At 63.9% G+C, this 23,869-nt stretch carries 24 protein-coding genes, 1 tRNA gene and 1 pseudogene; 14 read left to right on the plus strand and 12 right to left on the minus strand.

Going from position 1 to position 23,869, the window contains the following annotated elements:
- The first annotated feature begins 121 nt into the window (after positions 1–121).
- Positions 122–2,122 (plus strand): acetyl-CoA carboxylase biotin carboxylase subunit, encoded by a 2,001-nt coding sequence (locus JKL45_RS17185; protein WP_201862806.1) that lies wholly within the window; start codon positions 122–124, stop codon positions 2,120–2,122.
- 18 nt (positions 2,123–2,140) lie between these two features.
- Positions 2,141–2,551, plus strand: a pseudogene (locus JKL45_RS17190) (gamma-glutamylcyclotransferase family protein); the annotation flags it as partial.
- A gap of 78 nt (positions 2,552–2,629) precedes the next feature.
- Here the strand turns inward: JKL45_RS17190 and JKL45_RS17195 are convergent.
- Together JKL45_RS17195 and JKL45_RS17200 are read right to left on the minus strand one after the other, a co-directional pair.
- On the minus strand, positions 2,630–3,607 hold the full coding sequence (locus JKL45_RS17195) for a cation diffusion facilitator family transporter (protein WP_201862808.1): 978 nt from the start codon (positions 3,605–3,607) through the stop codon (positions 2,630–2,632).
- A complete protein-coding gene (locus JKL45_RS17200) occupies positions 3,604–4,308 on the minus strand; it encodes a transporter substrate-binding domain-containing protein (protein ID WP_201862809.1) in 705 nt (234 codons plus the stop codon). The genes JKL45_RS17195 and JKL45_RS17200 overlap by 4 nt, the downstream gene beginning before the upstream one ends.
- 189 nt (positions 4,309–4,497) lie before the next feature.
- Here JKL45_RS17200 and JKL45_RS17205 point away from each other — a divergent pair, with 189 nt between their 5' ends.
- Positions 4,498–4,791 (plus strand): acylphosphatase, encoded by a 294-nt coding sequence (locus JKL45_RS17205; RefSeq protein WP_312896978.1) that lies wholly within the window; start codon positions 4,498–4,500, stop codon positions 4,789–4,791.
- On the opposite strand, the gene JKL45_RS17210 is transcribed toward JKL45_RS17205, so the two are convergent.
- Positions 4,788–5,198 (minus strand): rhodanese-like domain-containing protein, encoded by a 411-nt coding sequence (locus JKL45_RS17210; protein WP_201862811.1) that lies wholly within the window; start codon positions 5,196–5,198, stop codon positions 4,788–4,790. The two genes, JKL45_RS17205 and JKL45_RS17210, sit on opposite strands and share 4 nt — an antisense overlap.
- Positions 5,199–5,272: 74 nt before the next feature.
- Between JKL45_RS17210 and JKL45_RS17215 the strand changes: the two genes are divergently transcribed.
- Complete coding sequence (locus JKL45_RS17215; protein WP_201862812.1) at positions 5,273–5,965, plus strand: DUF599 domain-containing protein; 693 nt, start codon at positions 5,273–5,275, stop codon at positions 5,963–5,965.
- Positions 5,958–6,233, plus strand: a complete 276-nt coding sequence (locus tag JKL45_RS17220) for a DUF3253 domain-containing protein (RefSeq protein ID WP_201862813.1) — start codon at positions 5,958–5,960, stop codon at positions 6,231–6,233. Before JKL45_RS17215 ends, JKL45_RS17220 begins: the two co-directional genes overlap by 8 nt.
- On the opposite strand, the gene JKL45_RS17225 is transcribed toward JKL45_RS17220, so the two are convergent.
- From JKL45_RS17225 to JKL45_RS17255, 7 genes are all read right to left on the minus strand, one after another.
- Positions 6,200–7,027: a YdcF family protein gene (locus JKL45_RS17225; RefSeq protein ID WP_201862814.1), complete on the minus strand. Its 828-nt coding sequence runs from the start codon at positions 7,025–7,027 to the stop codon at positions 6,200–6,202. The genes JKL45_RS17220 and JKL45_RS17225 overlap by 34 nt on opposite strands.
- A 24-nt stretch (positions 7,028–7,051) precedes the next feature.
- A complete protein-coding gene (locus tag JKL45_RS17230) occupies positions 7,052–7,756 on the minus strand; it encodes a ribonuclease activity regulator RraA (protein WP_201862815.1) in 705 nt (234 codons plus the stop codon).
- Between the two features lie 94 nt (positions 7,757–7,850).
- Positions 7,851–8,504 carry a glutathione S-transferase family protein gene (locus tag JKL45_RS17235; RefSeq protein WP_201862816.1) on the minus strand — a complete coding sequence of 218 codons (654 nt, stop codon included), beginning with the start codon at positions 8,502–8,504 and terminating at the stop codon, positions 7,851–7,853.
- A 146-nt stretch (positions 8,505–8,650) separates the two neighbouring features.
- Positions 8,651–9,823, minus strand: coding sequence for an isovaleryl-CoA dehydrogenase (locus JKL45_RS17240; protein ID WP_201862817.1), 1,173 nt, complete (start codon positions 9,821–9,823; stop codon positions 8,651–8,653).
- A 212-nt stretch (positions 9,824–10,035) separates the two neighbouring features.
- Complete coding sequence (locus tag JKL45_RS17245) at positions 10,036–10,938, minus strand: glycoside hydrolase family 25 protein (RefSeq protein WP_201862818.1); 903 nt, start codon at positions 10,936–10,938, stop codon at positions 10,036–10,038.
- A gap of 90 nt (positions 10,939–11,028) precedes the next feature.
- Positions 11,029–12,453, minus strand: coding sequence for a magnesium transporter (gene mgtE, locus JKL45_RS17250; RefSeq protein WP_201862819.1), 1,425 nt, complete (start codon positions 12,451–12,453; stop codon positions 11,029–11,031).
- Between the two features lie 188 nt (positions 12,454–12,641).
- Positions 12,642–12,726, minus strand: a tRNA-Leu gene (locus JKL45_RS17255).
- 253 nt (positions 12,727–12,979) lie between these two features.
- On the opposite strand from JKL45_RS17255, the gene lipB reads away from it, so the two are divergent.
- The 6 genes from lipB to JKL45_RS17285 all read left to right on the plus strand — a co-directional run bounded on the left by lipB (position 12,980) and on the right by JKL45_RS17285 (position 19,725).
- Positions 12,980–13,714, plus strand: coding sequence for a lipoyl(octanoyl) transferase LipB (lipB, locus tag JKL45_RS17260; protein ID WP_201862820.1), 735 nt, complete (start codon positions 12,980–12,982; stop codon positions 13,712–13,714).
- A gap of 89 nt (positions 13,715–13,803) precedes the next feature.
- On the plus strand, positions 13,804–14,181 hold the full coding sequence (locus JKL45_RS17265) for a hypothetical protein (protein WP_201862821.1): 378 nt from the start codon (positions 13,804–13,806) through the stop codon (positions 14,179–14,181).
- Positions 14,182–14,298: 117 nt separating this feature from the next.
- Positions 14,299–15,906 (plus strand): carboxyl transferase domain-containing protein, encoded by a 1,608-nt coding sequence (locus JKL45_RS17270; RefSeq protein WP_201862822.1) that lies wholly within the window; start codon positions 14,299–14,301, stop codon positions 15,904–15,906.
- 67 nt (positions 15,907–15,973) lie between these two features.
- Complete coding sequence (locus tag JKL45_RS17275) at positions 15,974–16,810, plus strand: protein-L-isoaspartate O-methyltransferase family protein (RefSeq protein ID WP_201862823.1); 837 nt, start codon at positions 15,974–15,976, stop codon at positions 16,808–16,810.
- 355 nt (positions 16,811–17,165) lie between these two features.
- Entirely contained in the window at positions 17,166–18,896 is a 1,731-nt protein-coding gene (gene ilvD / locus JKL45_RS17280; RefSeq protein WP_201862824.1) for a dihydroxy-acid dehydratase, read from the plus strand.
- Positions 18,883–19,725: a tetratricopeptide repeat protein gene (locus tag JKL45_RS17285; RefSeq protein WP_201862825.1), complete on the plus strand. Its 843-nt coding sequence runs from the start codon at positions 18,883–18,885 to the stop codon at positions 19,723–19,725. Before ilvD ends, JKL45_RS17285 begins: the two co-directional genes overlap by 14 nt.
- A 129-nt stretch (positions 19,726–19,854) precedes the next feature.
- Here the strand turns inward: JKL45_RS17285 and xth are convergent, their stop codons facing one another.
- Positions 19,855–20,640: an exodeoxyribonuclease III gene (xth, locus tag JKL45_RS17290; RefSeq protein WP_201862826.1), complete on the minus strand. Its 786-nt coding sequence runs from the start codon at positions 20,638–20,640 to the stop codon at positions 19,855–19,857.
- Between the two features lie 135 nt (positions 20,641–20,775).
- Between xth and JKL45_RS17295 the strand changes: the two genes are divergently transcribed.
- Together JKL45_RS17295 and JKL45_RS17300 are read left to right on the plus strand one after the other, a co-directional pair.
- The gene (locus JKL45_RS17295) at positions 20,776–21,339 is read left to right on the plus strand and encodes a dihydrofolate reductase family protein (RefSeq protein ID WP_201862827.1); all 564 of its coding nucleotides are present in this window, start codon (positions 20,776–20,778) and stop codon (positions 21,337–21,339) included.
- A gap of 46 nt (positions 21,340–21,385) precedes the next feature.
- The gene (locus JKL45_RS17300; protein WP_201862828.1) at positions 21,386–21,925 is read left to right on the plus strand and encodes a hypothetical protein; all 540 of its coding nucleotides are present in this window, start codon (positions 21,386–21,388) and stop codon (positions 21,923–21,925) included.
- 3 nt (positions 21,926–21,928) lie between these two features.
- Here the strand turns inward: JKL45_RS17300 and JKL45_RS17305 are convergent, their stop codons facing one another.
- Complete coding sequence (locus tag JKL45_RS17305; protein ID WP_201862829.1) at positions 21,929–23,020, minus strand: alkene reductase; 1,092 nt, start codon at positions 23,018–23,020, stop codon at positions 21,929–21,931.
- A 343-nt stretch (positions 23,021–23,363) separates the two neighbouring features.
- On the opposite strand from JKL45_RS17305, the gene JKL45_RS17310 reads away from it, so the two are divergent.
- On the plus strand, positions 23,364–23,792 hold the full coding sequence (locus JKL45_RS17310; RefSeq protein WP_201862830.1) for a DUF1190 domain-containing protein: 429 nt from the start codon (positions 23,364–23,366) through the stop codon (positions 23,790–23,792).
- The last annotated feature ends 77 nt before the right edge of the window (positions 23,793–23,869 follow it).

The raw sequence follows: 23,869 nt of genomic DNA on the forward strand, positions 1-23,869 counted from the left end.
CAAGGCACGGATGTGCAGTAACGGAGGTGGGGCTAACTTTTTGGTGAGCGCATCGTTCTGAGCGAAAAACCGGGGCCACTTTTTCGCACGATGCGCCGTAGGCTGGAGCGTTCGAGGGTTCATGTTCGACAAGATCCTGATTGCCAACCGGGGCGAAATCGCGTGCCGGGTCATTAAGACCGCCCGGCGGATGGGCATCAAGACGGTGGCGGTCTATTCCGACGCCGACCGGGATGCCCTCCACGTGGAGATGGCCGACGAGGCCGTCCATATCGGCCCGGCCGCTGCCGCTCAGTCCTATCTGGTGATCGAGAAGATCATCGAGGCGTGCAAGCAGACCGGCGCCCAGGCAGTTCACCCCGGCTACGGCTTCCTGTCCGAGCGCGAGGCCTTCCCGAAGGCGCTGGCCGAGGCCGGCATCGTGTTCATCGGCCCGAACCCCGGCGCGATCGCGGCCATGGGCGACAAGATCGAGTCCAAGAAGGCGGCTGCTGCTGCCAAGGTCTCGACTGTTCCGGGCTATCTCGGCGTGATCGAAGGGCCGGAGCAGGCGGTGACCATCGCCGACGAGATCGGCTACCCGGTTATGATCAAGGCCTCCGCCGGCGGTGGCGGCAAGGGCATGCGCATCGCGCACTCCTCCGACGAGGTGGCCGAGGGCTTTGCCCGCGCCACGTCTGAGGCGGCCTCGTCTTTCGGCGACAGCCGCGTCTTCGTCGAGAAGTTCATCACCGATCCGCGCCACATCGAGATCCAGGTGCTGGGCGACAAGCATGGCAACGTGATCTATCTCGGCGAGCGCGAATGCTCGATCCAGCGCCGCAACCAGAAGGTCATCGAAGAGGCGCCGTCGCCGCTTCTCGACGAGGAGACCCGCCGCCGCATGGGCGAGCAGGCGGTCGCGCTCGCCAAGGCCGTGGGCTACGATTCCGCCGGCACGGTGGAGTTCGTGGCGGGCCAGGACAAGTCCTTCTACTTCCTCGAGATGAACACCCGCCTGCAGGTGGAGCATCCCGTCACCGAGATGATCACCGGCATCGACCTCGTGGAGGAGATGATCCGCGTGGCGGCCGGTGAGAAGCTGCGTCTGTCGCAAGAAGATGTGAAGCTCAACGGCTGGTCGGTGGAAAGCCGCATCTACGCCGAGGACCCGGTGCGCAATTTCCTGCCTTCTACGGGCCGGCTCGTCACCTACCGGCCGCCGAATGAGGGCGAGCAGGATGGCGTTACGGTGCGCAACGACACCGGCGTCTACGAGGGCGGCGAGATCTCGATCTATTACGATCCGATGATCGCGAAGCTCGTCACCCATGCGCCGACCCGTCTTCAGGCCATCGAGGCCCAGGCGACGGCGCTCGACGCCTTCGCCATCGAGGGCATCCGCCACAACATCCCGTTCCTCACGGCCCTGATGCAGCACCCGCGCTGGCAATCGGGCCAACTCTCCACCGGCTTCATCGCCGAGGAGTTCCCGCAAGGCTTCAAGGCGCCGGCCCCGGAAGGCGAGGTGGCCCTGCGCATGGCAGCGGTCGGCGCTGCCATCGATCACATCCTGAACGAGCGCAAGCGGCACATTTCAGGCCAGATGCGCTCCGCCGCCAGCCTGCGCTTCGAGCGCGAGCGGGTGGTGATGCTGGGCACGGAGCGCCATGAGGTCACGATCGAGGATATCGATGGCGGCTTCGCCGTGGTGATCAACGGTCAGGCTTGGCCCATCGTCTCCGATTGGGCTCCGGGCCAGCCGGTCTGGACCGGTACGGTGGGCGGTGACGCCATTGCCGTGCAGGTTCGGACCATACTCAACGGGGTCGCGCTCTCCCATGCCGGGGCTTCGTCCGAGGTCAAGGTTTACACCAAGCGCGAGGCGGAGCTCGCCGCCCTGATGCCGGAGCGGCTGGAGGCGGATACGGGCAAGCAGCTGCTCTGCCCGATGCCGGGGCTGGTGAAGGCGATCAGCGTGGCCCAGGGGCAGGAGGTGAAGGCGGGCGAGCCGTTGTGCATCGTCGAGGCCATGAAAATGGAGAACGTGTTGCGCGCCGAGCGCGACGGCACCATCTCCAAGATCCACGCAAAGGAAGGCGACAGCCTCGCGGTCGATGCCGTGATCCTGGAATTCGCCTGAGGGTCTAGGCTCTAACCCATGCCTCTGTATTTCGCCTACGGGTCCAACATGGACCAGGCTGCCATGCTGCAGCGCTGCCCGGCCTCGAAGCCGGTCGGCATCGGGCGGCTCATGCGCCACCGCTTCATGATCTTCGACGAAGGCTATGCCACAATCGTTCGCGATCCGCAGCGAGCCGTCTGGGGCATGGTGTGGGATCTGGCGCTTGCAGACGTGCCGGCTCTCGACCGCTACGAGAGCCTCTCAACCGGTCTTTACACCAAGGTTGTCCAGCCGGTCGTGACCGCCCAGGGCGCGCGCCGGGCGATTGTCTATCTGGGGCGAAGCGCCAAGCCCGGCACCCCGCTCCCCGGCTACATGGAGGGCGTCGTCGAGGCGGCGCAGCATGCGGGCCTGCCGGAGGATTACATCCGGGGCCTGAAGATGTGGCTGCCGAAGACCCTCGGAGCTGCACCGGTCCCGCAAGAGCCCAAGAAGGTTCGCCCGCTCTGGAGTTCTCCGGGAGGATCAGCCCTGCCCATCCGGCGCCGGTGAGGCAGCTCCATTGAGGCTCGGCACGACGGAAATGGTCACATCGTGCAGGCGCCAGTTCATTTCCTTGGCGTGATCGATGGCGCGGGCCACCCGCTCCGGCAGGTTGTCGGTCTTGCTGGGCACCACGTAAACCTCGCCGAGCACGATGTGCCCGCTTTCGCGAAGGCGAACCTCGGCCTCCTTCACCCAGTCCAGAGCCTCGATCCTGCGTCGAAGGTCCTCCGGCAACGATTCATAGCCCGAACGGTCGGTCTTTTCCGGGCGCCGCTCCATGAGGTCGGCAAGCACGACCCCGAGGTTCGAAACACCGTCCTTAAGGATGTCGAGAGCGATGATCCCCGCAGCCAACGGGTCGACCCACCAATAGCCCAAACCCACCCCAATGACGCCGATGGCCGTGGCACTTTCCGCCATCCAGTCGGCCTTCATCATCTTGGCGTCCGCGTAGAGGATCTTGTCGTGGAGTTTGGGCGCCAGCTTCAGCTTCATGTGCCCCAGGATGACGCTTGGGATGCCCGTATAGGCAATGGCCGCCAGCATGGGCCAGCCGGCCCAGATCGTCTCCCCGAAGATGTGCATGCCGCCGATGGTTGTGCGCTCGCCCGAGATAAACTTGGAGGCAGATTCGATGAGCAGGAACAGGCCCATTCCAACGAGGGCGACCGACGAGATGAGATAGCCGATGGAAACGGCCCCGTGGTAGCCGTAGGGAAAGATGCGGTTCGGCGGCCAGAGGGCGATGCGGCTGCAGATGAGAAAGACGACAGCCGGGATGACGCTGATCACATCCTCGAAGAAGCTCGCCTGCATAGCCTGCGACGAACCCATTGTGATGTACATGGCCGCTGCGGCCGAGGCGATGTAGAGGACGGTGATCACCTCAAGACGCCGGGCGCGCTTGAACAGGACTTGTTTGTCCTCGGGAAATTCGAAAGTCTCAATCGGCCTCATCGCAAAGCCTCCATGGCCTTGTCCTTGAGAGCCTCCTTGTCCTGGGCCTGCAGGAATTCATCGAGGGAGAAGAGCAGGGCGCTCTCGCCTGGAATGACGGCGATGACCCTCCTCTCGGTCGAGAGCTCATCCTCCGTTGGCTTGAGGCCGCGCCGCTCAAGCTCAAAGGCGTACCCGGCCATGATCGGGGCTTGAGCTGCGCCGCCGTTCAGAGGCACGGGTTCGGCCTCCAGTTCCCGGACCTGCGCCACGAGATCGAGGCGCTCCGGATCGACGGCGATGCGTTGCCCTGTCCAATCGGCCAGGGGCATCTGCCCCGGTGCAACGCCGATATGGGTTTTGACCTCCAGATACGGCTGGGACAGGGCGAGCTTGCCGGAATGGGGTGTCGCGTCGGTCAGTCCCATGACCAGGACATCTAGGTCCCGCTTATAGAGGGCCTCCACCAGAGCGTCCGCCGGGCCGGTGATGACGCGGGCTTTCGTGCCCAGGCTCTGGGCCCATTGTGTGACCAAGGCAGGCTCCACCCCTCCAATCCGACCCTCCGCGACGACGGTCCAGGGCGGGTTATGGGTTATCCCCACCTTCATCTCCCGGCCTGCCCGGAGTTGCTTGAGGGTCTCCGTATTGTCCTTGGGAAAGTCGCTGCAGCCGCCCGTAGAGAGAAGTCCAATTAGGATCGCAGCAATCCTCGTACGCATGATGCACCTGAACAACTACTGTTCAGCTTGAATTCCGGAACTCACGATTCGTTCCGTCCTCATGGAGGCAGAGGGGAGGTTAGGCTCCGCGCAAGGTGGATCCCCAGAGCGAGGAGCGCATTATCCAGACCGAGGAGTCTTTGCCGGGCATGCCGCCGATGCTCGCCATGCCCACCGCTGTGAGGGATGATGACCGAGAGCCGAACGCTCCATGTCCTGATCCATGGCCGTGTCCAAGGCGTGAGCTTTCGCGCCTGGATGCAGCATCTGGCGGAACTGCATGGCCTGAAAGGCTGGGTGCGGAACAGGCGGGATGGCTCGGTCGAGGCCGTGTTCTCAGGCCCTGCCGACCTCGTACAGGTGATGTTAAAGGCCTGCCACCAGGGGCCTGCAGGCGCTCTTGTCGAGGGCGTCGAGATCCTCGACGGCAACGAAGCTAATCCCGACCTCGCTGAGCGGTTCGAGATCCGGCGAACGGCTTAAGCCTTCTTCGGCTCAACCGTTTCGACAGCACCGCCGGCATTCTTCCAGGCGGTGAACCCGCCCTCCATGTGGGCGACCGGCTGCAGGCCCATGTCCTGGGCCGTGGCTGCGGAAAGAGCCGAGCGCCAGCCTGCCGCGCAGAAGAACAGATAGGTCTTGTCCTGGGCGAAAACCGGCTTGTGGTAGGGACTTTCCGGATCGATCCAGAACTCCAGCATGCCGCGCGGGCAATGCACCGCCCCAGGAATGCGGCCCTCGCGCTCCAGTTCGCGCGGATCGCGCAGGTCGACGAACACCACGTCCTCGCGGCCATGCAGGGACACGGCCTCGCCCACGGGTACGGTCCTGACCTTCGCATTGGCCTCGTCGAGCAATGTCTTGTAGCCGCGGGTGATGGTCTGAGGCATAACGGGTTCCGGTTCCTCTGCTGGCCTTCGAACAAACTGGACAAGATGGCGGCGGAGTCAACGGGAGATCACGGGTGCTGGGCTTCACCAATCTCGACTACGTGGCGCTGGCTTTCTTCCTGATCGCCTGGTTGGGCTATCACGCCGCTCTCGAGCTCACGCCTGCCGGGCGGAAAAGCCTCAACAAGGTGATGAACCAGTATCGCTACCGCTGGATGGAGCAGATGGTGGTGCGCGAGAACCGCATCGTCGACACCACGATCCTGGCCTCGCTCATGAACGGCACGGCCTTCTTCGCCTCGACGTCGCTGATCGCCATCGGCGGCGTGCTGGCGCTTCTGCGCTCCACCGATGCGGTTCTGCCGCTCTTCGCCGATCTGCCCTTCGGGGAGCCGCCAACGCGGATGGCCTGGGACGTGAAGGTCGGCGGCCTTGCCGTGATCTTCGTCTATGCCTTCTTCAAGTTCGCCTGGTCGTACAGGCTCTTCAACTACATGGCGATCATTGTCGGAGCCGTTCCTGTGCTGAAGGAGGGCCGCCACGAAGAGGCGCTCGCCGTCGCCCGCCAAGCGGGCGCCATGAACGCGGTTGCCGGCAAGCATTTCAATCGCGGCCAGCGGGCCTTCTTTTTCTCTCTTGCCTATCTCGTGTGGTTCGTGAGCGCTTATCTTTTCATGATCGCGACGGCCGGTGTGCTGATCGTGATGTGGCGCCGCCAGTTCCTGTCGGACGCCCTCGACGCAGCAATGAGGCAGGCCGATGCCTAAGACAACGACCCCGGAAGAACTGGAGACCACCATGCTCGCGCTCCTGGAGGAGCGGGGACCGGGCAAGACCATCGGGCCGGCCGACGTGGCCCAAGCTCTGGGCGGCAACCAGCCGGACGGATGGGGCCCGCTCATGCAGCCCGTCCGGAAAGTGGCTGTCAGCCTCATGAAGGCGGGGCGCATCCTCATCCTGCGCAAAGGCCGCCCGGTCGATCCTGACGATTTCCGCGGCACCTACCGGCTGGCGCTGCCGCCTGCGGAGTCCTGAGGTCCTGGGAACAGCCGCGCGGTGCGTCCGGATGCGTAGTAGGCGATCAGGCCCGCCCATTCCTTGGTGCCGATGTCGAGACGCCTCAGGCCGTCCGAGACGAACGCGAAGGGGACGTGGGTTCTCGCTCCTCCGGACGTGCGGAAATCAACCGGATAGGGCGTAACCGGAAACCCGACCTTCTCGAATACGCCGACGGCGCGCGGCATGTGCCAGGCCGATGTCACTAGGAGCCAGCGCTCACCCTCGCGCGGCCTTGCGAGTTCGTTTGAATAGATCGCATTCTCGGCGGTCGTCCGCGAGCGGTCCTCGACCAGGATGCGCGCGGGGTCGATGCCGATGCTTTTGAAATAGCTCGCGACGATCGGAGCCTCCGCTGTCCCGTCGCCGAAGACCGTGCCGCCGCCGCCCGAGATGAGGATGCGGGCGTTCGGGTAGCGATGGGCAAGCTGGATCGTGTCGAGGACACGCTCGGCCGCTTCATTGGCCACGATGCTGCCGCGCGTATTCGAATCGGATGCCTCGACCGAGCCGCCGAGCAGGATGATGCCGTCCACCGATCTGCCGTCGTCCTGAAAAGCGGGAAAGCGCTCCTCCAGGGGCAGCAGGACGTAGCTCGCGATGGGAAGAAGCCCCAGGGCGATGGTTGCCAGCGTGAAGACGAGGCTCAGCCCGATGCCGAGGCGGCGCAGGCGCTTGAACAGGCAAAGCACCAGCCCCAGAAGAATGAGGCTGAGGAGGAGATTGGATGGCGTGGTGAAGAACCACGCGATTTTCGAAACGTAGTAGAACACACGCCATCCTTAACCGGAGAAATCTTAGGACTTGTTCAACTCGGCCTCGTAGCGGGCCTTCGTCTCGGCGTTGGGCGGGTACAGGCCGGGTAGGGGAACGCCCCTCTCCACCTCGCGCATGACCCACATCTCGTAGTGCTCCTGCGCGACCGCAGCCTTGGCGACGTCTTCGACCATGGCGGCCGGAATCACCACGACGCCATCCCGGTCGGCGACGATCACGTCATCCGGGAACACCGCGACGCCGCCGCAGCCGATGGGCTCCTGCCACCCCACAAAGGTCAGGCCTGCAACTGAGGGAGGAGCGGCGATGCCCGCGCACCACACCGGCAGGTTCGTGCCTTCGACGCCAACCGCATCGCGGACCGCGCCGTCGGTCACGAGCGCCGCCACGCCGCGCTTCTTCATGCGGGCGGTCAGGATGTCGCCGAAGACGCCTGCATCGACGACGCCCATCGAGTCGATCACTGCGATGCAATCCTCCGGCATGTCCTCAATGGCCGCGCGGGTCGAGATCGGGGAAGCCCAGGATTCCGGCGTCGCCAGATCCTCGCGGGCCGGCACGAAGCGCAGGGTGAAGGCACGGCCCACCATTTTCTCCGACGCGTTGAAGGCCGGCATCGGCCCCTTCATCCAGCAGCGGCGGATGCCTTTTTTCAGCAGCACGGTGGTGAGCGTCGCGGTGGAGGCGGCCCGCAGGGCATCGGCGATGGCTTTGTCGAGGGTCATGGGTTCTTCCCTGATATGGATCAGGCTTTCATAGCGGCAGGGAGGCTGGAGCGCCACCGCAACCAGGCGTTCTCAGCCGCATTCCTGCCGTGCGTCAATCGCGGTCCGGCGCGCCGAGCGGGAAGTATGGGCGGTAGGGTCGGGCCTCGTCGACCGCCTGGGCGAAGGAGGGCAGGGCGAGAAGCGTCTGGCGGTAGTCTCGGACGCGTGGATAGCGGTCGCTGATCGGGTGCGCCCAATCGGCGTAGAAGAGGGCCGGGGCAGCGGCGCAGTCGGCTAGGCTGAAAGCGGCGCCAGCGGCCCATTCACGATCCGACAGCGCCCTGTCGAGCCAGCCATAGGCCTTGTCGAGCATGGCTCGCGCTTCGCTGACGCCATACGGGTCGCGATCCTGCTCCTGGCGGATGCGGTCGGCGACGATCTTCTGCATCGGCGTCATGACATAGTTGTCGAAGAAGCGATCCATCAGCCGGACCTCGAGAGCAGCCCGGGGATCCTCCGGGATCAGACATACCGGCCCTGGATGGTGGAGGTCCAAGTGCTCGATGATGATGCTGGCCTCCAGGATGGTGCGTCTCTGGTCGATCAGCACGGGAAACTTCTTGATGGGCCAGAGCGCCTCCAGATCGGCCCCGTTCTTCGTATCGTCGAGCGTCAGGTACTCGAACGGCGTGCCGTTCTCGTACAGCGCGATCAGTACCTTCTGGCAGTACGAGGAGAAGGGGTGAGCATAAAGCTTCAAGGTCATGGCCGTCTCGCGGGTATGAATCCGTTCCTGACTTTAGACGGTCTTTCGGGAACGGAAAGACCTGTTGCGCCCGCGGCAGGGTTCGACCACAAAAACGGCCGGGACTGCGCCCGGCCGTTCTGGTGACGTTTTAGCTGCAGCCTTGATCAGGCGGTCTTCGCGAACAGCTCACGGCCGATCAGCATGCGGCGGATTTCACTGGTGCCGGCGCCGATCTCATAGAGCTTCGCGTCGCGCAGCAGGCGGCCTGTGGGGTAGTCGTTGATGTAGCCGTTGCCGCCCAGCAGCTGGATGGCATCGAGGGCCATCTTGGTGGCGTTCTCGGCCGCATACAGGATGGCGCCGGCGGCGTCCTCGCGGGTGGTCTCGCCACGGTCGCAGGACTTTGCGACCGCATAAACGTAAGCCTTTGCCGCATTCATGGTCACGTACATGTCGGCGACCTTGCCCTGAACGAGCTGGAACTCGCCTATGGCCTGTCCGAACTGCTTGCGCTCGTGGATGTAGGGTAGCACCACGTCCATGCAGGCCTGCATGATACCCGTGGAGCCGGCCGCCAGCACAGCGCGCTCGTAGTCGAGACCGGACATGAGCACGTTCACGCCCCGGCCGACCTGGCCGAGCACGTTCTCCTCCGGAACTTCGCAATCCTCGAACACCAGCTCGCAGGTGTCGGAGCCGCGCATGCCGAGCTTGTCCAGCTTCTGGTGCGTGGAGAAGCCCTTGAATCCCTTTTCGATCAGGAAGGCCGTCATGCCGCGCGGGCCAGCCTCCGGGTCGGTCTTGGCATAGACCACCAGGGTCTCGGCCGTGGGGCCGTTGGTGATCCACATCTTGTTGCCGTTGAGAACGTAGCGATCGCCGCGCTTCTCGGCGCGGGTGCGCATGGAGACCACATCGGAGCCGGAGCCAGGCTCGGACATGGCGAGCGCGCCCACATGCTCGCCGGAGATCAGCTTCGGCAGATAGCGGCGCTTCTGATCCTCGTTGCCGTTGCGACGGATCTGGTTGACGCAGAGGTTAGAATGGGCGCCGTAGGAAAGGCCCACCGACGCGGAGGCGCGGGAGATCTCCTCCATGGCGATCACGTGCTCGAGGTAGCCGAGACCCGCACCGCCGTATTCCTCCTCCACCGTGATACCGTGTACGCCGAGCTCGCCCAGCTGGGGCCAGAGATCGCGCGGGAACTGGTTGGTGCGGTCGATCTCCTCAGCACGCGGCGCGATCTTCTCCTGGGCGAAGTTGGCAACGGTTTCACGGATGGCATCGGCGGTCTCGCCGAGATCGAAATTGAAGCCCTTGGCGGCGTTCGGCAGCATTGATTCCTCCCCGTTCCATTCATGACCCGGAAGGGTACGCGATGGATGATTTTTGTCGCGGACCATTTTGGTCAGCAATGCTGCCCTTATCAAGGCCAGGGCATCAAGAAAAGCGAACGAGCCCCGGCGTGCGACCCACAATTCGTATCGGCTGACAAAGAAAAGGCTCCCGCACATTAGTGGGGAGCCTGAACTTCGATCCGGTTGGGAGCCTACTCGTCGATGCTGGCCGTCTGCACTGCGTCCATGTCGCGGCAGATTCCGGCCGCCTTGAGACGGCTGTGGTCGCGCGGGTCGCAGGCGCTGGCGACGAACATGCGCCATTGGTTGTCCGTGCCGTAGAAGGCGTTGCGGTCCACGTCGCCCTTCACGCCGGGCACGCGGCCGGTGGTGGTGAATTGCCAGAAGGTCCAGCGGCGGCTGTTGTAGCGCACCTGGGGCTCGGCCGCCGTGCTGCGGATCCAGTAGGGATAGTCGTTGAACTCGCCCTCCAGGATCTCCTTATGGAACGTGATGTCGGTGTAGATGATCGGCCGCTTGCCCGTATGGGCCTCCATCTCGCGCAGCATCAGGTCGATCATGGCGAGGGCCTGCTCGCGCGGAACCTTCTTCGGACAGTTCACCGACTGACCGTTCCACTCCACGTCGAGCACCGGGGGGAGGGCGTCCGGATCGGCCGGCACGTTCCGCTTGAACCAGGCTGCCTGCTCGTGAGCCGGGCGGCACCAATAGACAAAGTGGTAGGCGCCGCGCGGGACGCCCGCTCTCCTGGCCGCCTGCCAGTTCTCGTGAAACTTGCTGTCGATGTGGTCGCCGCCTTCGGTCGCCTTGATGAAGGCGAACTTGGTGCCGGCCTGGCGCAGGGACGCCCAGTCCACTTCGCCCTGCCATTTCGAGATGTCGACCCCGTGGATGGGGAGGCGGTGAGCCGTGGCGACACCCTCATGCGGACGGGCATCGCTCTTGGCCGGATAGCGGCTGGACGAGGAGGGGGCGATGGCGCAGGAGGCAAGGCCCAAGGCCATTGCGGCAAGCGCGCTGAACCGTGCAACCCGAACGAACGTCGTCAGGCCAGAGTTCTTGGAACGGCTGGGGGAGCGGCGGCGTGTCTTCATCGGTTCAACTGTATTGGACGTGAGGCGGGATCGCACCAGGGATGACGCAAGAGCGTTAACAGGCCCTTACGACACAGGCGCGAAACAAGCTTACAGGTTAAACCAGGCGGTTGCGATTCCTAAAAAGGCGAAGAATCCCACGATGTCCGTGATGCTGGTCACGAAGGGACCGGACGAGACGGCAGGATCGACGCCCATCCTGTTGAGGGTGAGGGGCACGAAGATGCCGCCGAGCGCCGCGAAGAACAGAACCGTGACGAGGGCGAGGCCGATGACGAGCCCGAGCTCCGGAGACCCGAACCAGAGACCCGCCAGAACGCCCATGATGACGGCAAAGACCATGCCGTTGAGCAGGCCGACCACCCCCTCGCGGCGGATGATGCGCCAGGCATTGGAGCGCCCCAACTCGCGGGTGGCAAGCGCCCGCACGGCCACCGTCATGGTCTGGGTGCCCGCATTACCCCCCATGGAGGCCACGATGGGCATGAGGATGGCGAGCGCGACCATCTTCTCGAGCGAACCCTCGAAGAGGCGGATGATGCTGGAGGCGATGAGCGCCGTGCACATGTTGGCGAAAAGCCAGGGAAAGCGGCTTCTCTGGATGTAGAGGACCGTGTCCGAGAGCTCTTCGTCCGATTTCACGCCGCCGAGCTGCTTGATGTCGGCATCGGCTTCTTCCTCCAGCACGTCCACGATGTCGTCGACCAGGATGGTGCCTACAAGCCGGCCTCCCTCGTCCACCACGGCGGCGGAGACGAGATTGTAGCGCTCGAACAGGCGGGCCACCTCTTCCTGGTTCTGGGTCGCCTCCACCCGGTCCGGCTCATCGTTCATGATCTCCTGGATCGTCACCGGGCGCTTGGAGCGCAGGAGCTTGTCCAGGGGCACTGCCCCCAGAAGGTGAGCCGCGGGATCGATGACGAAGATCTCGTAGAAGGTCTCCGGCAGGTCTTCCGTCTCACGCATGAAGTCGATCGTCTGCCCCACCGTCCAGAACGGCGGCACGGCGATGAACTCGGTCTGCATGCGCCGGCCGGCGCTGTCTTCCGGGTAGTCGAGGGAGCGCTGCAGCGCCACGCGCTCGATGGCCGGAAGCTGGTCGAGAACCTCCGCCTGTTCCTCTTCCGGCAGGCTTTCGAGAATCGTGATGGCGTCGTCGGAATCGAGGTCGCGCACGCCCTCGGCGACGGTCGAGGTCTCGAGTTCCTCGAGGATTTCCTCGCGGACCGCCTCGTCCACCTCGGTCAGCGCGGCAAAGTCGAAGGAGGCGCCGAGGAGCTCGATCAGACGGTGGCGGTGGTCGGGCACCAGCGCCTCGAGCAGATCGCCCATCTCGGATTCGTGGAAATCTTCCACAAGCCGCTGCAGGAGGTCGGCGTCCGAGGCTTCGATGGCATCGGCGGCGGCGGCCAGGAACTCGGGATTGAGCTCGCCTTCCTCATCCCGAAATGCCGGGGTGACAGGGTTGGCCCCATCGGAATTCGGAAGCAGCGTCTTGTCGTCGACTTCCTGCATGAGCCGTCCTCCGAAGGTGGGTTGCCGGCCTTTTAGGTGCCTGCGCCAACCAGCGCAATGCGCCCAAGGGCTCTCTCGGAAAATCCGCTTGTCGGCCGTTCCTGCCAGCGGGCGCCAGAGCAGTCGCGGCCAACAAAAAAGGCCCCGGTGAGGGGCCTTTTCGTCTTCAGCACCGGAGTGCTGAAAGTTGGTGCGGTCAAGAGGACTCGAACCTCCACGGGTCTCCCCGCTACCACCTCAAGGTAGTGCGTCTACCAATTCCGCCATGACCGCGAACTCGGTTCCAGGAAAGGTTTTCCTGAAGAGGTGGTCGCTCTAGCAGAACGATTGGGCGGCTGCAACCCCCTCCGTGGAGCTTGCCGCAAATGAGCGGGACGAATGCCCGGGCTGACAGCAGGGGTATAGGTGATAAGCCTCTGGAGCGACTATATAAGCGCACATTCCGAGAGAGGTCGGGCTCTGAACTGCGCCTTCTCGGGACCGGTGCGGCTGCCGTTCCGGATCCAGCAAAATTCAAGGTGAATCGGTGTCGAACCTGCGAGACAGCTTGGCCATTCAACTCCATGCCGAGAGCGGCTCCGAACCGGTGGAATGGGCCATCACGGACGCCCTTGTCCGCTATGAGGAGGCCGTCGCCTTCATGGAGGCCAGAGCCGAGGCGATTGCGGCAGGCCACGCCCGCGAGATGGTCTGGCTGCTGGAGCATCCGCCGCTCTACACCGCCGGCACCTCGGCCGATGCCGGGGACCTCGTGGATCCTGATCGCTTTCCGGTTCACCAGACGGGCCGGGGAGGGCAGTACACCTATCACGGCCCGGGCCAGCGGGTGGCCTACGTGATGCTCGACCTCAAGCGCCGGGCGCCGGACCTGCGCCGCTACGTGGCCGCCCTGGAGGCCTGGATCATCGCCACCCTCAATGCCTTCAATGTCCGCGGCGAGCGGCGGGAGGACCGGGTCGGGGTCTGGGTGCGCCGGCCTGATAAGGGTGAGACGACCGAGGACAAAATCGCCGCCATCGGCATCCGGGTGCGCCGCTGGGCGACTTTTCACGGCATTAGTCTGAACGTAGAGCCGGATCTCTCCCATTTCACGGGTATCGTGCCTTGCGGGGTGACCGAGCACGGGGTCACGAGCCTCGTCGATCTTGGGCTCCCCGTGACCCTGCCGGAGGTCGATGCTGTTATGCGCATGGCTTTCGAGGAAATCTTCGGGCCAACCCTGCGTGTGGAGACACCGTTGCTCCCAGGCCACGCCGCCTAGGATTTTGAGCTTCCATACAGCAAGGCTTCTCCTCAACCCGTCTTCATGCTCTAAGCTGGGTCAAACGGCTGATCATTGGCGGAACTTTCATGCAACGTGCCCTCCTTGCCTCCCTCATCGCCTTGGCCGCTTCGGCCTGCGCCTACCGGCCTGAGCCGACGGAACTCGTGAAGATCGTCGATTCGCCGGCGGATGTGCGTGCCTGCACACGCCTTGGCGAGGTGAGCCCGGTTACGCCCACGACCCCCGGAACGCACACCCAGGTTAATGTCGGCTTCGGCGTGACCCTCGGCAAATCCACCTTCGGCCGAGCCACCGACGACATGCTGCAAGCCACCGTCGCCCTCGGCGGCACTCATCTCTACCTGCAGCAGGTCTTCCAGGATTGGTCCCTCGTGCGCGGCATCGCCTATCGTTGCGGATCGGGCGTCATCCAGCGTGAAACGGTCATCCGGACCAAGGGTTGAAGCCGAGCCTTCCAAATCCCAGTTGCGCAGGCTCCTCGGTTCTAGCTACTGAGCGGTGAAGCCCTCCGGCGTGAGCCGTGAAGGAGCCAAGGCCCAAGAACCCGGGAGACCGACGCCGTGCCCGTCATCGCCACCTCTGCCGACCTGACCTCGGATTCCGCGCGGGCGAACCGCGCCGCCTGGGCCGAGCTTGCCCTGGATCTCCAGGCCAAGCGGCAGGCTGTGTCGGAAGGCGGGCCCGTTAAGGCGCGGGAACGGCACCTCGCCCGCGGCAAGCTGCTGCCGCGCGAGCGCGTGATGCGGCTCCTGGATCCTGGCGCGCCCTTCCTGGAGCTTGGGAGCCTTGCCGCTCACGGCATGTACGAGGACGCGATCCACGGGGCCGGCATCATCACCGGCATCGGCCGGGTCGAAGGCCGCGAGGTCATGATCGTCTGCAACGATTCGACCATCAAGGGCGGTACCTACTACCCTATGACGGTGAAGAAGCATCTGCGCGCCCAGGAAGTGGCGCGCGAGAACCGTCTGCCGTGCATCTATCTAGTCGATTCCGGTGGCGCGAACCTGCCGCACCAGACGGAGGTCTTCCCCGACCGGGACCATTTCGGCCGCATCTTCTACAACCAAGCCACTCTCTCCTCGCTCGGCATCCCGCAGATCGCCTGTGTTATGGGCTCCTGCACGGCCGGCGGCGCCTATGTGCCGGCCATGTCGGACGAGACCGTGATCGTGCGCCGCCAGGGCACCATCTTCCTCGGTGGACCGCCTCTGGTGAAGGCCGCTACCGGCGAAGTGGTTTCAGCCGAGGATCTCGGCGGCGCCGACGTGCATGCCCGCCAATCCGGCGTGGCGGACCATTACGCCACGGACGACGTCCATGCGCTTGCCATCGTACGCCGTATCGTTGGCACGCTGAACACCCGCAAGAGCATCGACATCGACATCGCCGACCCAGTGGAGCCCAAGTATTCCATCGACGATCTCGAGGCGATCGTGCCGACCGACCTGAAGAAGCAATACGACATCCGCGAAGTGATCGCCCGCCTTGTCGACGGCTCCGAGTTCGACGAGTTCAAGCGCCTTTATGGCACCACCCTGGTGACGGGCTTTGCCCGGCTCTGGGGCATGCCTGTCGGCATCATCGCCAATAACGGCATCCTGTTCTCGGAGAGCGCCCAGAAGGGCGCGCATTTCATCGAGCTGTGCTGCCAGCGGCGCATTCCGCTGCTCTTCCTGCAGAATATCTCAGGCTTTATGGTCGGCCGCCAATACGAAGCGGGCGGCATCGCCAAGGATGGTGCGAAACTCGTGACGGCTGTCGCCTGCGCCCAGGTGCCGAAGATTACGCTGCTGGTAGGCGGCTCGTTCGGCGCCGGCAATTACGGCATGTGCGGCCGCGCTTATTCTCCACGCTTCCTCTTCACGTGGCCGAACTCGCGCATCTCCGTGATGGGCGGCGAACAGGCGGCAAGCGTTCTCGCCACCGTGCGGCGCGACAACATCGAGGCCGAGGGCAAGTCCTGGAGCGCGGACGAGGAGGAGGCCTTCAAGGCTCCCATCCGCAACAAGTACGAGGAAGAGGGCTCGCCCTATCACGCCACCGCCCGCCTGTGGGACGACGGCATCATCCTGCCCTCGGAAACCCGCCGCGTGCTGGCGCTCGCCTTCTCGGCAGCCCTGAACGCTCCCGTGCCGGAGACGAAGTTCGGCGTGTTCCGGATGTAGCAGTATCGGTTCTCTGTGCTTCCGAGGATCTCGTGGAACCAGAGGGAACTGACGACGATTCTCGGTCATGGCCACGGAAGGGATCGAGCGTTATCGCAGCGCTTATGCCGAGCAGGTTGCCCGGTTGGCGAATATTCGTGACAAGCGCATCGAGAAGGCGTTCGCGGCCGTTCCGCGAGAGACCTTCCTGCCTCTTCCGCCCTGGTCCGTCATCAGTATGGGTCGCACGACGCGAACTTCCGACGTTGCCGAAATCTACGACAACGTCCTCGTTGCCATCGATCGAGCACGCGGCATCAACAACGGAGAACCGGCCCTCCATGCTGCCTGGATCGACGCGATCAGCCCTCAGCCCAATGAGAGCGTGATCCATGTGGGGGCGGGGCTGGGATACTACACCGCCATACTGGCACTGCTCGTTCAGCCGAACGGGCATGTGGAGGCGTTCGAGTACGAGGCGGATCTGGCGGCCCAGGCGGCACGGAACCTGTTCCCTTATTCGAATATTGCGGTCCATGCCGCATCGGCCTTCGGCCGCGCTCTGGCGCAGGCCGACATCATTTATGTGAACGCCGGCGTCGTTGCTCCGGATGTGGAGTGGCTGCGGGCGCTCAATCCGGGAGGACGTCTGATCTTTCCCTGGCAGCCGCACAAGGGGTGGGGTCCAGCCCTGCTCGTGCGCCGGTGTGCCAGCAGGGGCGGGTTCAGCGCGCAATCGCTCATGACGGTTGGCTTCATCTCCTGCAGCGGCACGAACGAAAAAATCTCGGTCGCGCATCTGCCGACGGAAGCCGATCTGGCTGCGGTTCAATCCGTCTGGATCAAGGCCGACCGCTCCCCTGATTCGAGTGCGATTGCGGTCTATGACGATGTCTGGTTTTCCTCGCAGGAAATTGGAAATTGAGGAGGAGCCGGAGGCAATCTGCTAAACCGGTAAGGCTACAGACACGAACCGGAGAGCGGAATCCTGTCCCAAAAATGTTGCGGCCGAGCAACACCCTTAAACCTTCAATATCTTGCCTCTGTTAGCCCGAGCTCCGCCGCGATCCCGCCATAAACGACGAGCTATTCCTTATGCTGGCTAAAGTGCTTCAAAACCAAAGCTTTACAGAACCAAGCCTAGGGCAGAATTCGGGTTAAGGCTGTTCAGTCGATCCTTCCTTAGGGTCATTGCGCGGGTGGTGCGGCACATGGCAGATCACGGGAGTTCCAAGGGCTTGGATCTCCTTGTGGGAACCAAGTGGAGAAGAGTGCGGACCATGGATGCGCGCCTGATCGACAAGTCGAAGCTGCCGAGCCGTCACGTGACGGTGGGGCCGGCTCGCGCGCCGCATCGCTCCTATCTTTATGCCATGGGCTTGACCAAGGAGCAGATCGCTCAACCGCTCGTCGGCGTCGCCACCTGCTGGAACGAGGCTGCCCCCTGCAACATCTCCCTCATGCGCCAGGCCCAGGCGGTGAAAAAGGGTGTGGCGTCTGCCAGCGGCACGCCGCGCGAGTTCTGCACCATCACGGTCACCGACGGCATCGCCATGGGCCACCAGGGCATGAAGGCATCGCTCCCGTCCCGCGAGGTGATCGCGGATTCGGTTGAGCTGACAATCCGCGGCCATTCCTACGATGCGCTCGTGGGCATGGCCGGCTGCGACAAGTCCCTGCCCGGCATGATGATGGCGATGGTGCGCCTGAACGTGCCGTCGATCTTCATCTATGGCGGGTCGATCCTGCCAGGCTCCTTCCGTGGCCGTCAGGTGACCGTGCAGGACCTGTTCGAGGCGGTCGGCAAATACTCCGTCGGGGAGATGTCCGACGAGGACCTCACGGAGCTTGAGCAGGTGGCCTGCCCGTCGGCCGGTGCCTGCGGGGCGCAGTTCACTGCCAACACCATGGCGACGGTCTCCGAGGCCATAGGCTTGGCTCTTCCGTACTCGGCCGGTGCTCCCGCTCCGTACGAGATCCGCGACCGGTTCTGTGCCGCAGCCGGCGAGCAGATCATGGACCTGATCGCCAGGAACATCCGCCCGCGCGATATCGTGACCCTCAAGTCCCTGGAGAATGCAGCCACTGTCGTGGCGGCCTCCGGCGGCTCGACCAATGCGGCCCTGCACCTGCCGGCCATCGCGCACGAGGCGGGCATCAAGTTCGACCTGTTCGACGTGGCCGAGATCTTCAAGCGCACGCCTTACATCGCGGACCTGAAGCCCGGCGGGCGCTACGTGGCGAAAGACCTGTTCGAGGTCGGCGGCATCCCGCTCCTCATGAAGACACTTCTCGACCACGGCTTCATGCATGGCGATTGCATGACGGTGACAGGCCGCACCATGGCTGAGAACCTCGCGTCCGTGAAATGGAACGACGCGCAGGACGTGGTCTATCCTGCCAACACTCCGATCACGCCGACCGGCGGCGTCGTGGGCCTCAAGGGCAATCTTGCACCCGAGGGCGCCATCGTGAAGGTAGCCGGCATGGCGGCCGACAAGCAGGTTTTCCGTGGACCTGCCCGCTGCTTCGACGGCGAGGAGGCGTGCTTCGAAGCCGTCTCCAAGCGCGAGTACCAAGAGGGTGAGGTTCTGGTGATCCGCTACGAGGGGCCGCGCGGCGGTCCCGGCATGCGCGAGATGCTCTCCACCACGGCTGCGCTCTACGGCCAGGGCATGGGCGACAAGGTCGCGCTCATCACCGATGGCCGCTTCTCGGGCGCAACCCGCGGCTTCTGCATCGGCCATGTAGGGCCGGAAGCTGCCGTGGGCGGGCCGATCGGGCTGCTCAAGGACGGGGACATCATCGCCATCGATGCCATCAACGGCACCATCGATGTGGAACTCTCAGACGAGGAGCTGGCGAAGCGCCGGGCTCAATGGACGCCGCGCGAGACGAGCGCCACCTCGGGCTATCTCTGGAAATACGCACAAACCGTTGGTCCCGCACGGGATGGGGCAGTCACCCATCCGGGCGGAGCCGCAGAAAAAGAAACCTATGCGGACGTCTAATTTCATCTTGGCCACATTGGGGGTGGCTTTCCTCGGTGTCGGAGGCGCGCATGCGCTCGATGCCGCGCCGCGTCCGCAACCGCTGACGCCTGCTCTGGCACCCGCCTTGGCGCCTGCCACCAAGTACGGCTCGGTGCGCGATGCTCTGCGCAGCGGAATGCGCACCTACAATGCCGGCGACAAGATCGGGGCCGTCCACGCGCTCGAGTATGCGGCCGGGCAGGGGCACTCGCTGGCCCTGTGGAAGCTCGGGCGCATGTATGCCGATGGCGACGGTGTCGAGCACGACGACCTGAAGGCATTCGAGTATTTCTCCAAGCTCGCTGACCAGCATGCGGACGAAAGCCCGGACTCGCCGAATGCCGGCGCGGTCTCCAGCGCCTTCGTGGCGCTGGGAAGCTATTTCCTGGATGGCATCCAGGGCACCTATGTCGCGTCCAATCCGGCGCGCGCCGTCGAGATGTTCAGCTACGCGGCGTCCTATTTCAGCGACTCGAACGCGCAGTACAACCTCGCACGCCTCTATCTGGAAGGCACCGGCGTCCGGAAGGACGCGCGCCATGCGGCACGCTGGTTCAATCTGGCAGCCGAAAAGGGCCACACGGCCTCTCAGGCGCTCCTGGGCCATCTTCTGATGACCGGGCAGGGCGTTCCGCGCCAGCGCGCCAAGGGGCTCATGTGGCTGACGCTCGCCCGCGAGGCATCGACGGACGCCACCAAGGATCAGTGGATCGTGGATCTGTACCAGGATGCCTTCACGGCCGCCGACGACAGCGACCGCAAGCTCGCGCTCGCTCTACTGGAGCAGTACATCCAAGCGCGTCGATAGGGCGGGTTGGTAAACATCCATAATGTCAGGGCCGGGCTCGTCCCGGCCATCTCGATTGTGTGAGGCTCTGCACTCTTCCAACCGAGATCACCGGCACAAGGCCGTTGATGACGACGAGATACTCGATGCTCAATCGATATCGAGGTCGACGATCACCGGCACGTGGTCGGAGGGCTTGTCCCAGCCGCGCACTTCCTTGCGGATCGAGGTTGTTTTCAGCTTATCCTGCGCCTGGGACGAGAGCAGCAGGTGGTCGATGCGGATGCCGTTGTTCCGCTGGAACGCGCCGGCCTGGTAGTCCCAGAACGAATAGAGCCCCGGCTGATCGCTGCAGGCGCGCACCGCGTCGACCAGCCCGAGATTGATAAGCTCGCGGAACTTCGCCCGGCTCTCCGGCTGGAACAGGGCATCCCTGGTCCAGGCTGCCGGATCATAGGCATCCTCAGGTTCCGGGATCACGTTGTAATCGCCGCATAGAACCAGGGGCTCCTCCAGGGCCAGCAGGTTGCGGGCATGGGCGCGCAGCCGGTCCATCCAAGCGAGCTTGTAGTCGAATTTCGGCGTGCCGATGGGGTTGCCGTTCGGCAGATAGATCGAGGCGACCCGCATCGCGCCCGTGGAGGTAGAGATCACGCCTTCCAGGTAGCGGGCTTGCTCGTCGCTCTCGTCGCCAGGCAGGCCGCGGCGCACGTCCTCGAGGGGCCGCTTGGACAGGATGGCGACGCCGTTATAGGCCTTCTGGCCGTGAGTGACGACGTTGTAGCCCAGGGCCTCGACCTCAGCTTTCGGGAAGGCCTCGTCCACGCATTTCAACTCCTGCAGGCAGACGACGTCCGGGTCGGCGCTCTTCACGAAGGTGCCGAGGTGGTCCAGTCGCTGCTTGATGGAGTTCACATTCCACGTGGCAATCCGCATCCCGGCACTCCCGTTTTCCTGTCGCATGTGCTTCATCGGATTTTCGCCCTCGGCTGGCAAGCCGGAACTTGGCCGTCATCCCCACGGCTTCCCGGTCTCAGGGCCGGGCGCTTGAATTCTAAAAGAGACCCATCCATGCCCCGGGTTGAGATTCACGGTTACGCTATCGTGTCAGACAACGACTGCATTGCCGATGCGTCGGGCCATACGCCCGAAGTTCTGCGCAACGAGGCGGATTGGGCTTACTTCCAGGCCGAACTCAACAAATCCGCCGTGACGGTGCTCGGCCGTCTGGGACATGAGGCCAATCCGAATCCTAAAGGCCGCCTTCGATTGATCCTGTCCTCGTCGTCCCCGGGACTTGAGCAGCAGTCCGACGGATGGTGGTGGAATCCTGCGAAAGTGTCATGGGATGAGGCGATCCGCACCGTCCTGCCGGAGGGCGGTCGGGTTGCCGTGCCCGGCGGGCGCCGGGTCTTCGATCTGTTTCTCGGGATCGGCTACGATGCGTTCCATCTGACCCGCGCCGAAGGCGCCCATGTGCCCGAGGGTGTCCCGGTCTTCTCGGGATGCCAGGACGGGAGGAGTGCCGAGACGATCCTGTCGGAGCGGGGATTAGCGCCGGGAGAGACCCAAGTTCTGGATCCGGCGGGCAGGGTCACTCTGGCGATTTGGCGGGCCTCTGCCGGAAACCGATAAGTCTGGCTGGAGTTGACGTTCGACAGCACCTCGAAAGGAGGCGCCAATGCGTCATCTCACCATTTCAACTGCCCTGGTCGCAAGCTGCCTGATCGCAGGAGCCGCATGGGCACAAGGATCCTCCGGCGGCTCCAGCAGCGGCGGGAGCGCCGGCGGTTCGTCCTCCTCGGCATCGCCGTCGACCGGCTCATCCTCAGGGACAGCTGCACAGCCGAGGAGCCCCACTCTTCGTCCTCCGGGACAGGCTGCTCCCGGAAACACGGGCCAATCTGACAGCACGGGTGTCCGGGGAACGTCCGATACCCTGACGGGAACCACAACGAACCAAGACACCAGCGCAACCGGGAACGCGGCTACAGGCCGTCCCGGATCGCCCCCCGGCAGCGAAGGCAGCACGGGCGGGGCCGCGACAAGTGCCAACCGCTCCTCGACCGACCCGGACACCACCGGAGGAGTCGGAGGCGTCAACCGGCTTCAGCCGGGTGAACGCTCTGCAGTGGGTCCCTCTCCACGGGAAGAGGAACTGTTCCGCCAAGGCGAGCAGCTGGAGCAGAAGGCCCGGGAAGGCGTCTGCTCCACCTGCTGATCCTCAAGCCGCCTCGTTAAGAGCCGGATAGTCCGTGTAGCCTTCCGTGCCGCCGCCATAGAAGGTGTTGCGGTCCGGCTGGTTGAGCGGCGCATTGAGGCGGAAGCGCTCGACGAGATCCGGATTGGCGATGAAGAGGCGCCCAAAGGCCACGAGGTCGGCTCGCCCGCTCGACACAGCCTCAGTCGCCATCTCACGATCATAGCCGTTATTGGCGATATAGGCGCCGCGGAAGGAGCCGCGCAGGCCCGCGTAATCGACGTCGACTGCGTTCCGGTCGCCCTGGGTCGCGCCCTCGATCATGTGGACATAGGCAAGCCCGAGCTTGTCGAGACGCTCGACCACATGGCCGAACAGGGCCTGTGGGTTCGAATCCACAGCGTCGTTGACCTTTGCCGGCGAGAGGCGGATGCCGACGCGTCCCTTGTCCCAGACCTTCAGCACCGCCTCGGCGGCCTCGATCGTGAGGCGTGCACGGTTCTCGATAGAGCCGCCATACGCGTCGGTGCGGTGGTTCGAGCCGTGCTTCATGAACTGGTCGAGCAGGTAGCCATTGGCAGCGTGAATTTCGACGCCGTCGAACCCGGCCTCCTTGGCGTTGCGAGCAGCATGCTCGTAGTCGCGCAGAATGCTTGGAATTTCTGAGAGTTCGAGCGCGCGGGGCTCAGAGACGTCCACGAAGCCATCCGTGATAAAGGTTTTCGTCTGAGCCCGAAGCGGCGAGGGCGCCACCGGTGCAGCTCCGCCTGGCAGGAGCGAGGTGTGGGACACGCGGCCCACATGCCAGAGCTGAATGAAGATCCGCCCGCCGGCCTTGTGGACCGCATCCGTCACCTTACGCCAATGTGCAACCTGCTCTGGGGTGTAGATGCCTGGGGTGCGCAGATAACCCTGTCCCTGATGCGAGATCTGCGAACCTTCCGAAATCAGAAGGCCGGCACTTGCCCGCTGAGCGTAGTAGGTCGCGGTGATGTCACGCGCAACGTCACCTTCCGCAGCCCGATTGCGGGTGAGGGGAGCCATGACTAAGCGGTTCGGCAGGGTCAGGCTGCCCAAGGTGTAGGGCTGGAACAATGCATTGGCATCGGCGCTCATTGAAAACCTCGTTCTATCCTGTGGAATTATCTGAAGCACAGGTTGTCACGAGATAAGCGGCCGTCCGTCTGTTGCAACGGAAGGCTGCCATGCAAAAAGCGAAGGTCTCGAGCGGCCTGTGTGTCGCTGAGACAACGTTGATGACAATCCGCTCGGCAAGAGTCCGCTGATAAGGTGCCGCTCACGACCTAACAGCCCTGCCGGTTTAATTGTTGCCTCTCTCGCTCGCCTCGATCCGACTTCGGCGACGCAGGCTGCGTTGACTGCATCAGCCGATCCACACTTGCAAATATAACGAAATAATATATCAAAAAAAGATATAATACTAGATCTTGGAAATCCAATGAGCATCTCAACATTCCCGGTCAAGCCAGTAACACTTGCGATCGCTGCAGGCATCTTCCTGGCAGGGTGTGGCGGACGTGAAGCGAAACCGATTCCCGTAACGAACGTAGCCGACACGTCGCTGGACTGTCCTGCCATCGCGCGTGAATTCGAGGCGAACGAGCGCCAGATCGTCGTGACGCTTCAGGAGAAGGACGGTGCAGTCGCCAAGAACGTTGTTCTCGGAGTGACAGGGGCGGTTCTTTTCTTCCCGGCGCTTTTCTTCATGGATCCGAAATCACCGGAGAAAGTCGAGATCGACGCATTGCGCAACCGCAATCGCGTACTTGAGGACATCGTCCGCACCAAGCTTTGTCCGCCGCTGCAGACAAAGATCGCCGAGGTTTATCGCCGGCTCGACGACATGCCGGCGAAGGCGCCTCAGTGAGCTAAAGCGCTTTTGATCTGGGCTTGAATCCATTCGGGTGGGCTGCGCGTTGACTAGGATATGGCCCGGGAGGCAAG

Source organism: Microvirga soli (genome assembly GCF_016734765.1).
Lineage (GTDB): Bacteria > Pseudomonadota > Alphaproteobacteria > Rhizobiales > Beijerinckiaceae > Microvirga > Microvirga soli.

Coding starts and splice junctions, on each gene's coding strand:
- xth (WP_201862826.1), bottom strand. CDS start 20,640: ATGCGGATTGCCACGTGGAATGTGAACTCCATCAAGCAGCGACTGGAC.
- JKL45_RS17235 (WP_201862816.1), bottom strand. CDS start 8,504: ATGACCTTGAAGCTTTATGCTCACCCCTTCTCCTCGTACTGCCAGAAG.
- JKL45_RS17200 (WP_201862809.1), bottom strand. CDS start 4,308: ATGCGTACGAGGATTGCTGCGATCCTAATTGGACTTCTCTCTACGGGC.
- JKL45_RS17275 (WP_201862823.1), top strand. CDS start 15,974: ATGGCCACGGAAGGGATCGAGCGTTATCGCAGCGCTTATGCCGAGCAG.
- JKL45_RS17185 (WP_201862806.1), top strand. CDS start 122: ATGTTCGACAAGATCCTGATTGCCAACCGGGGCGAAATCGCGTGCCGG.
- JKL45_RS17245 (WP_201862818.1), bottom strand. CDS start 10,938: ATGAAGACACGCCGCCGCTCCCCCAGCCGTTCCAAGAACTCTGGCCTG.
- JKL45_RS17195 (WP_201862808.1), bottom strand. CDS start 3,607: ATGAGGCCGATTGAGACTTTCGAATTTCCCGAGGACAAACAAGTCCTG.
- JKL45_RS17300 (WP_201862828.1), top strand. CDS start 21,386: ATGCGTCATCTCACCATTTCAACTGCCCTGGTCGCAAGCTGCCTGATC.
- JKL45_RS17305 (WP_201862829.1), bottom strand. CDS start 23,020: ATGAGCGCCGATGCCAATGCATTGTTCCAGCCCTACACCTTGGGCAGC.
- JKL45_RS17220 (WP_201862813.1), top strand. CDS start 5,958: ATGCCTAAGACAACGACCCCGGAAGAACTGGAGACCACCATGCTCGCG.
- JKL45_RS17230 (WP_201862815.1), bottom strand. CDS start 7,756: ATGACCCTCGACAAAGCCATCGCCGATGCCCTGCGGGCCGCCTCCACC.
- JKL45_RS17295 (WP_201862827.1), top strand. CDS start 20,776: ATGCCCCGGGTTGAGATTCACGGTTACGCTATCGTGTCAGACAACGAC.
- JKL45_RS17265 (WP_201862821.1), top strand. CDS start 13,804: ATGCAACGTGCCCTCCTTGCCTCCCTCATCGCCTTGGCCGCTTCGGCC.
- mgtE (WP_201862819.1), bottom strand. CDS start 12,453: ATGCAGGAAGTCGACGACAAGACGCTGCTTCCGAATTCCGATGGGGCC.
- JKL45_RS17205 (WP_312896978.1), top strand. CDS start 4,498: ATGACCGAGAGCCGAACGCTCCATGTCCTGATCCATGGCCGTGTCCAA.
- JKL45_RS17310 (WP_201862830.1), top strand. CDS start 23,364: ATGAGCATCTCAACATTCCCGGTCAAGCCAGTAACACTTGCGATCGCT.
- JKL45_RS17240 (WP_201862817.1), bottom strand. CDS start 9,823: ATGCTGCCGAACGCCGCCAAGGGCTTCAATTTCGATCTCGGCGAGACC.
- JKL45_RS17285 (WP_201862825.1), top strand. CDS start 18,883: ATGCGGACGTCTAATTTCATCTTGGCCACATTGGGGGTGGCTTTCCTC.
- JKL45_RS17210 (WP_201862811.1), bottom strand. CDS start 5,198: ATGCCTCAGACCATCACCCGCGGCTACAAGACATTGCTCGACGAGGCC.
- ilvD (WP_201862824.1), top strand. CDS start 17,166: ATGGATGCGCGCCTGATCGACAAGTCGAAGCTGCCGAGCCGTCACGTG.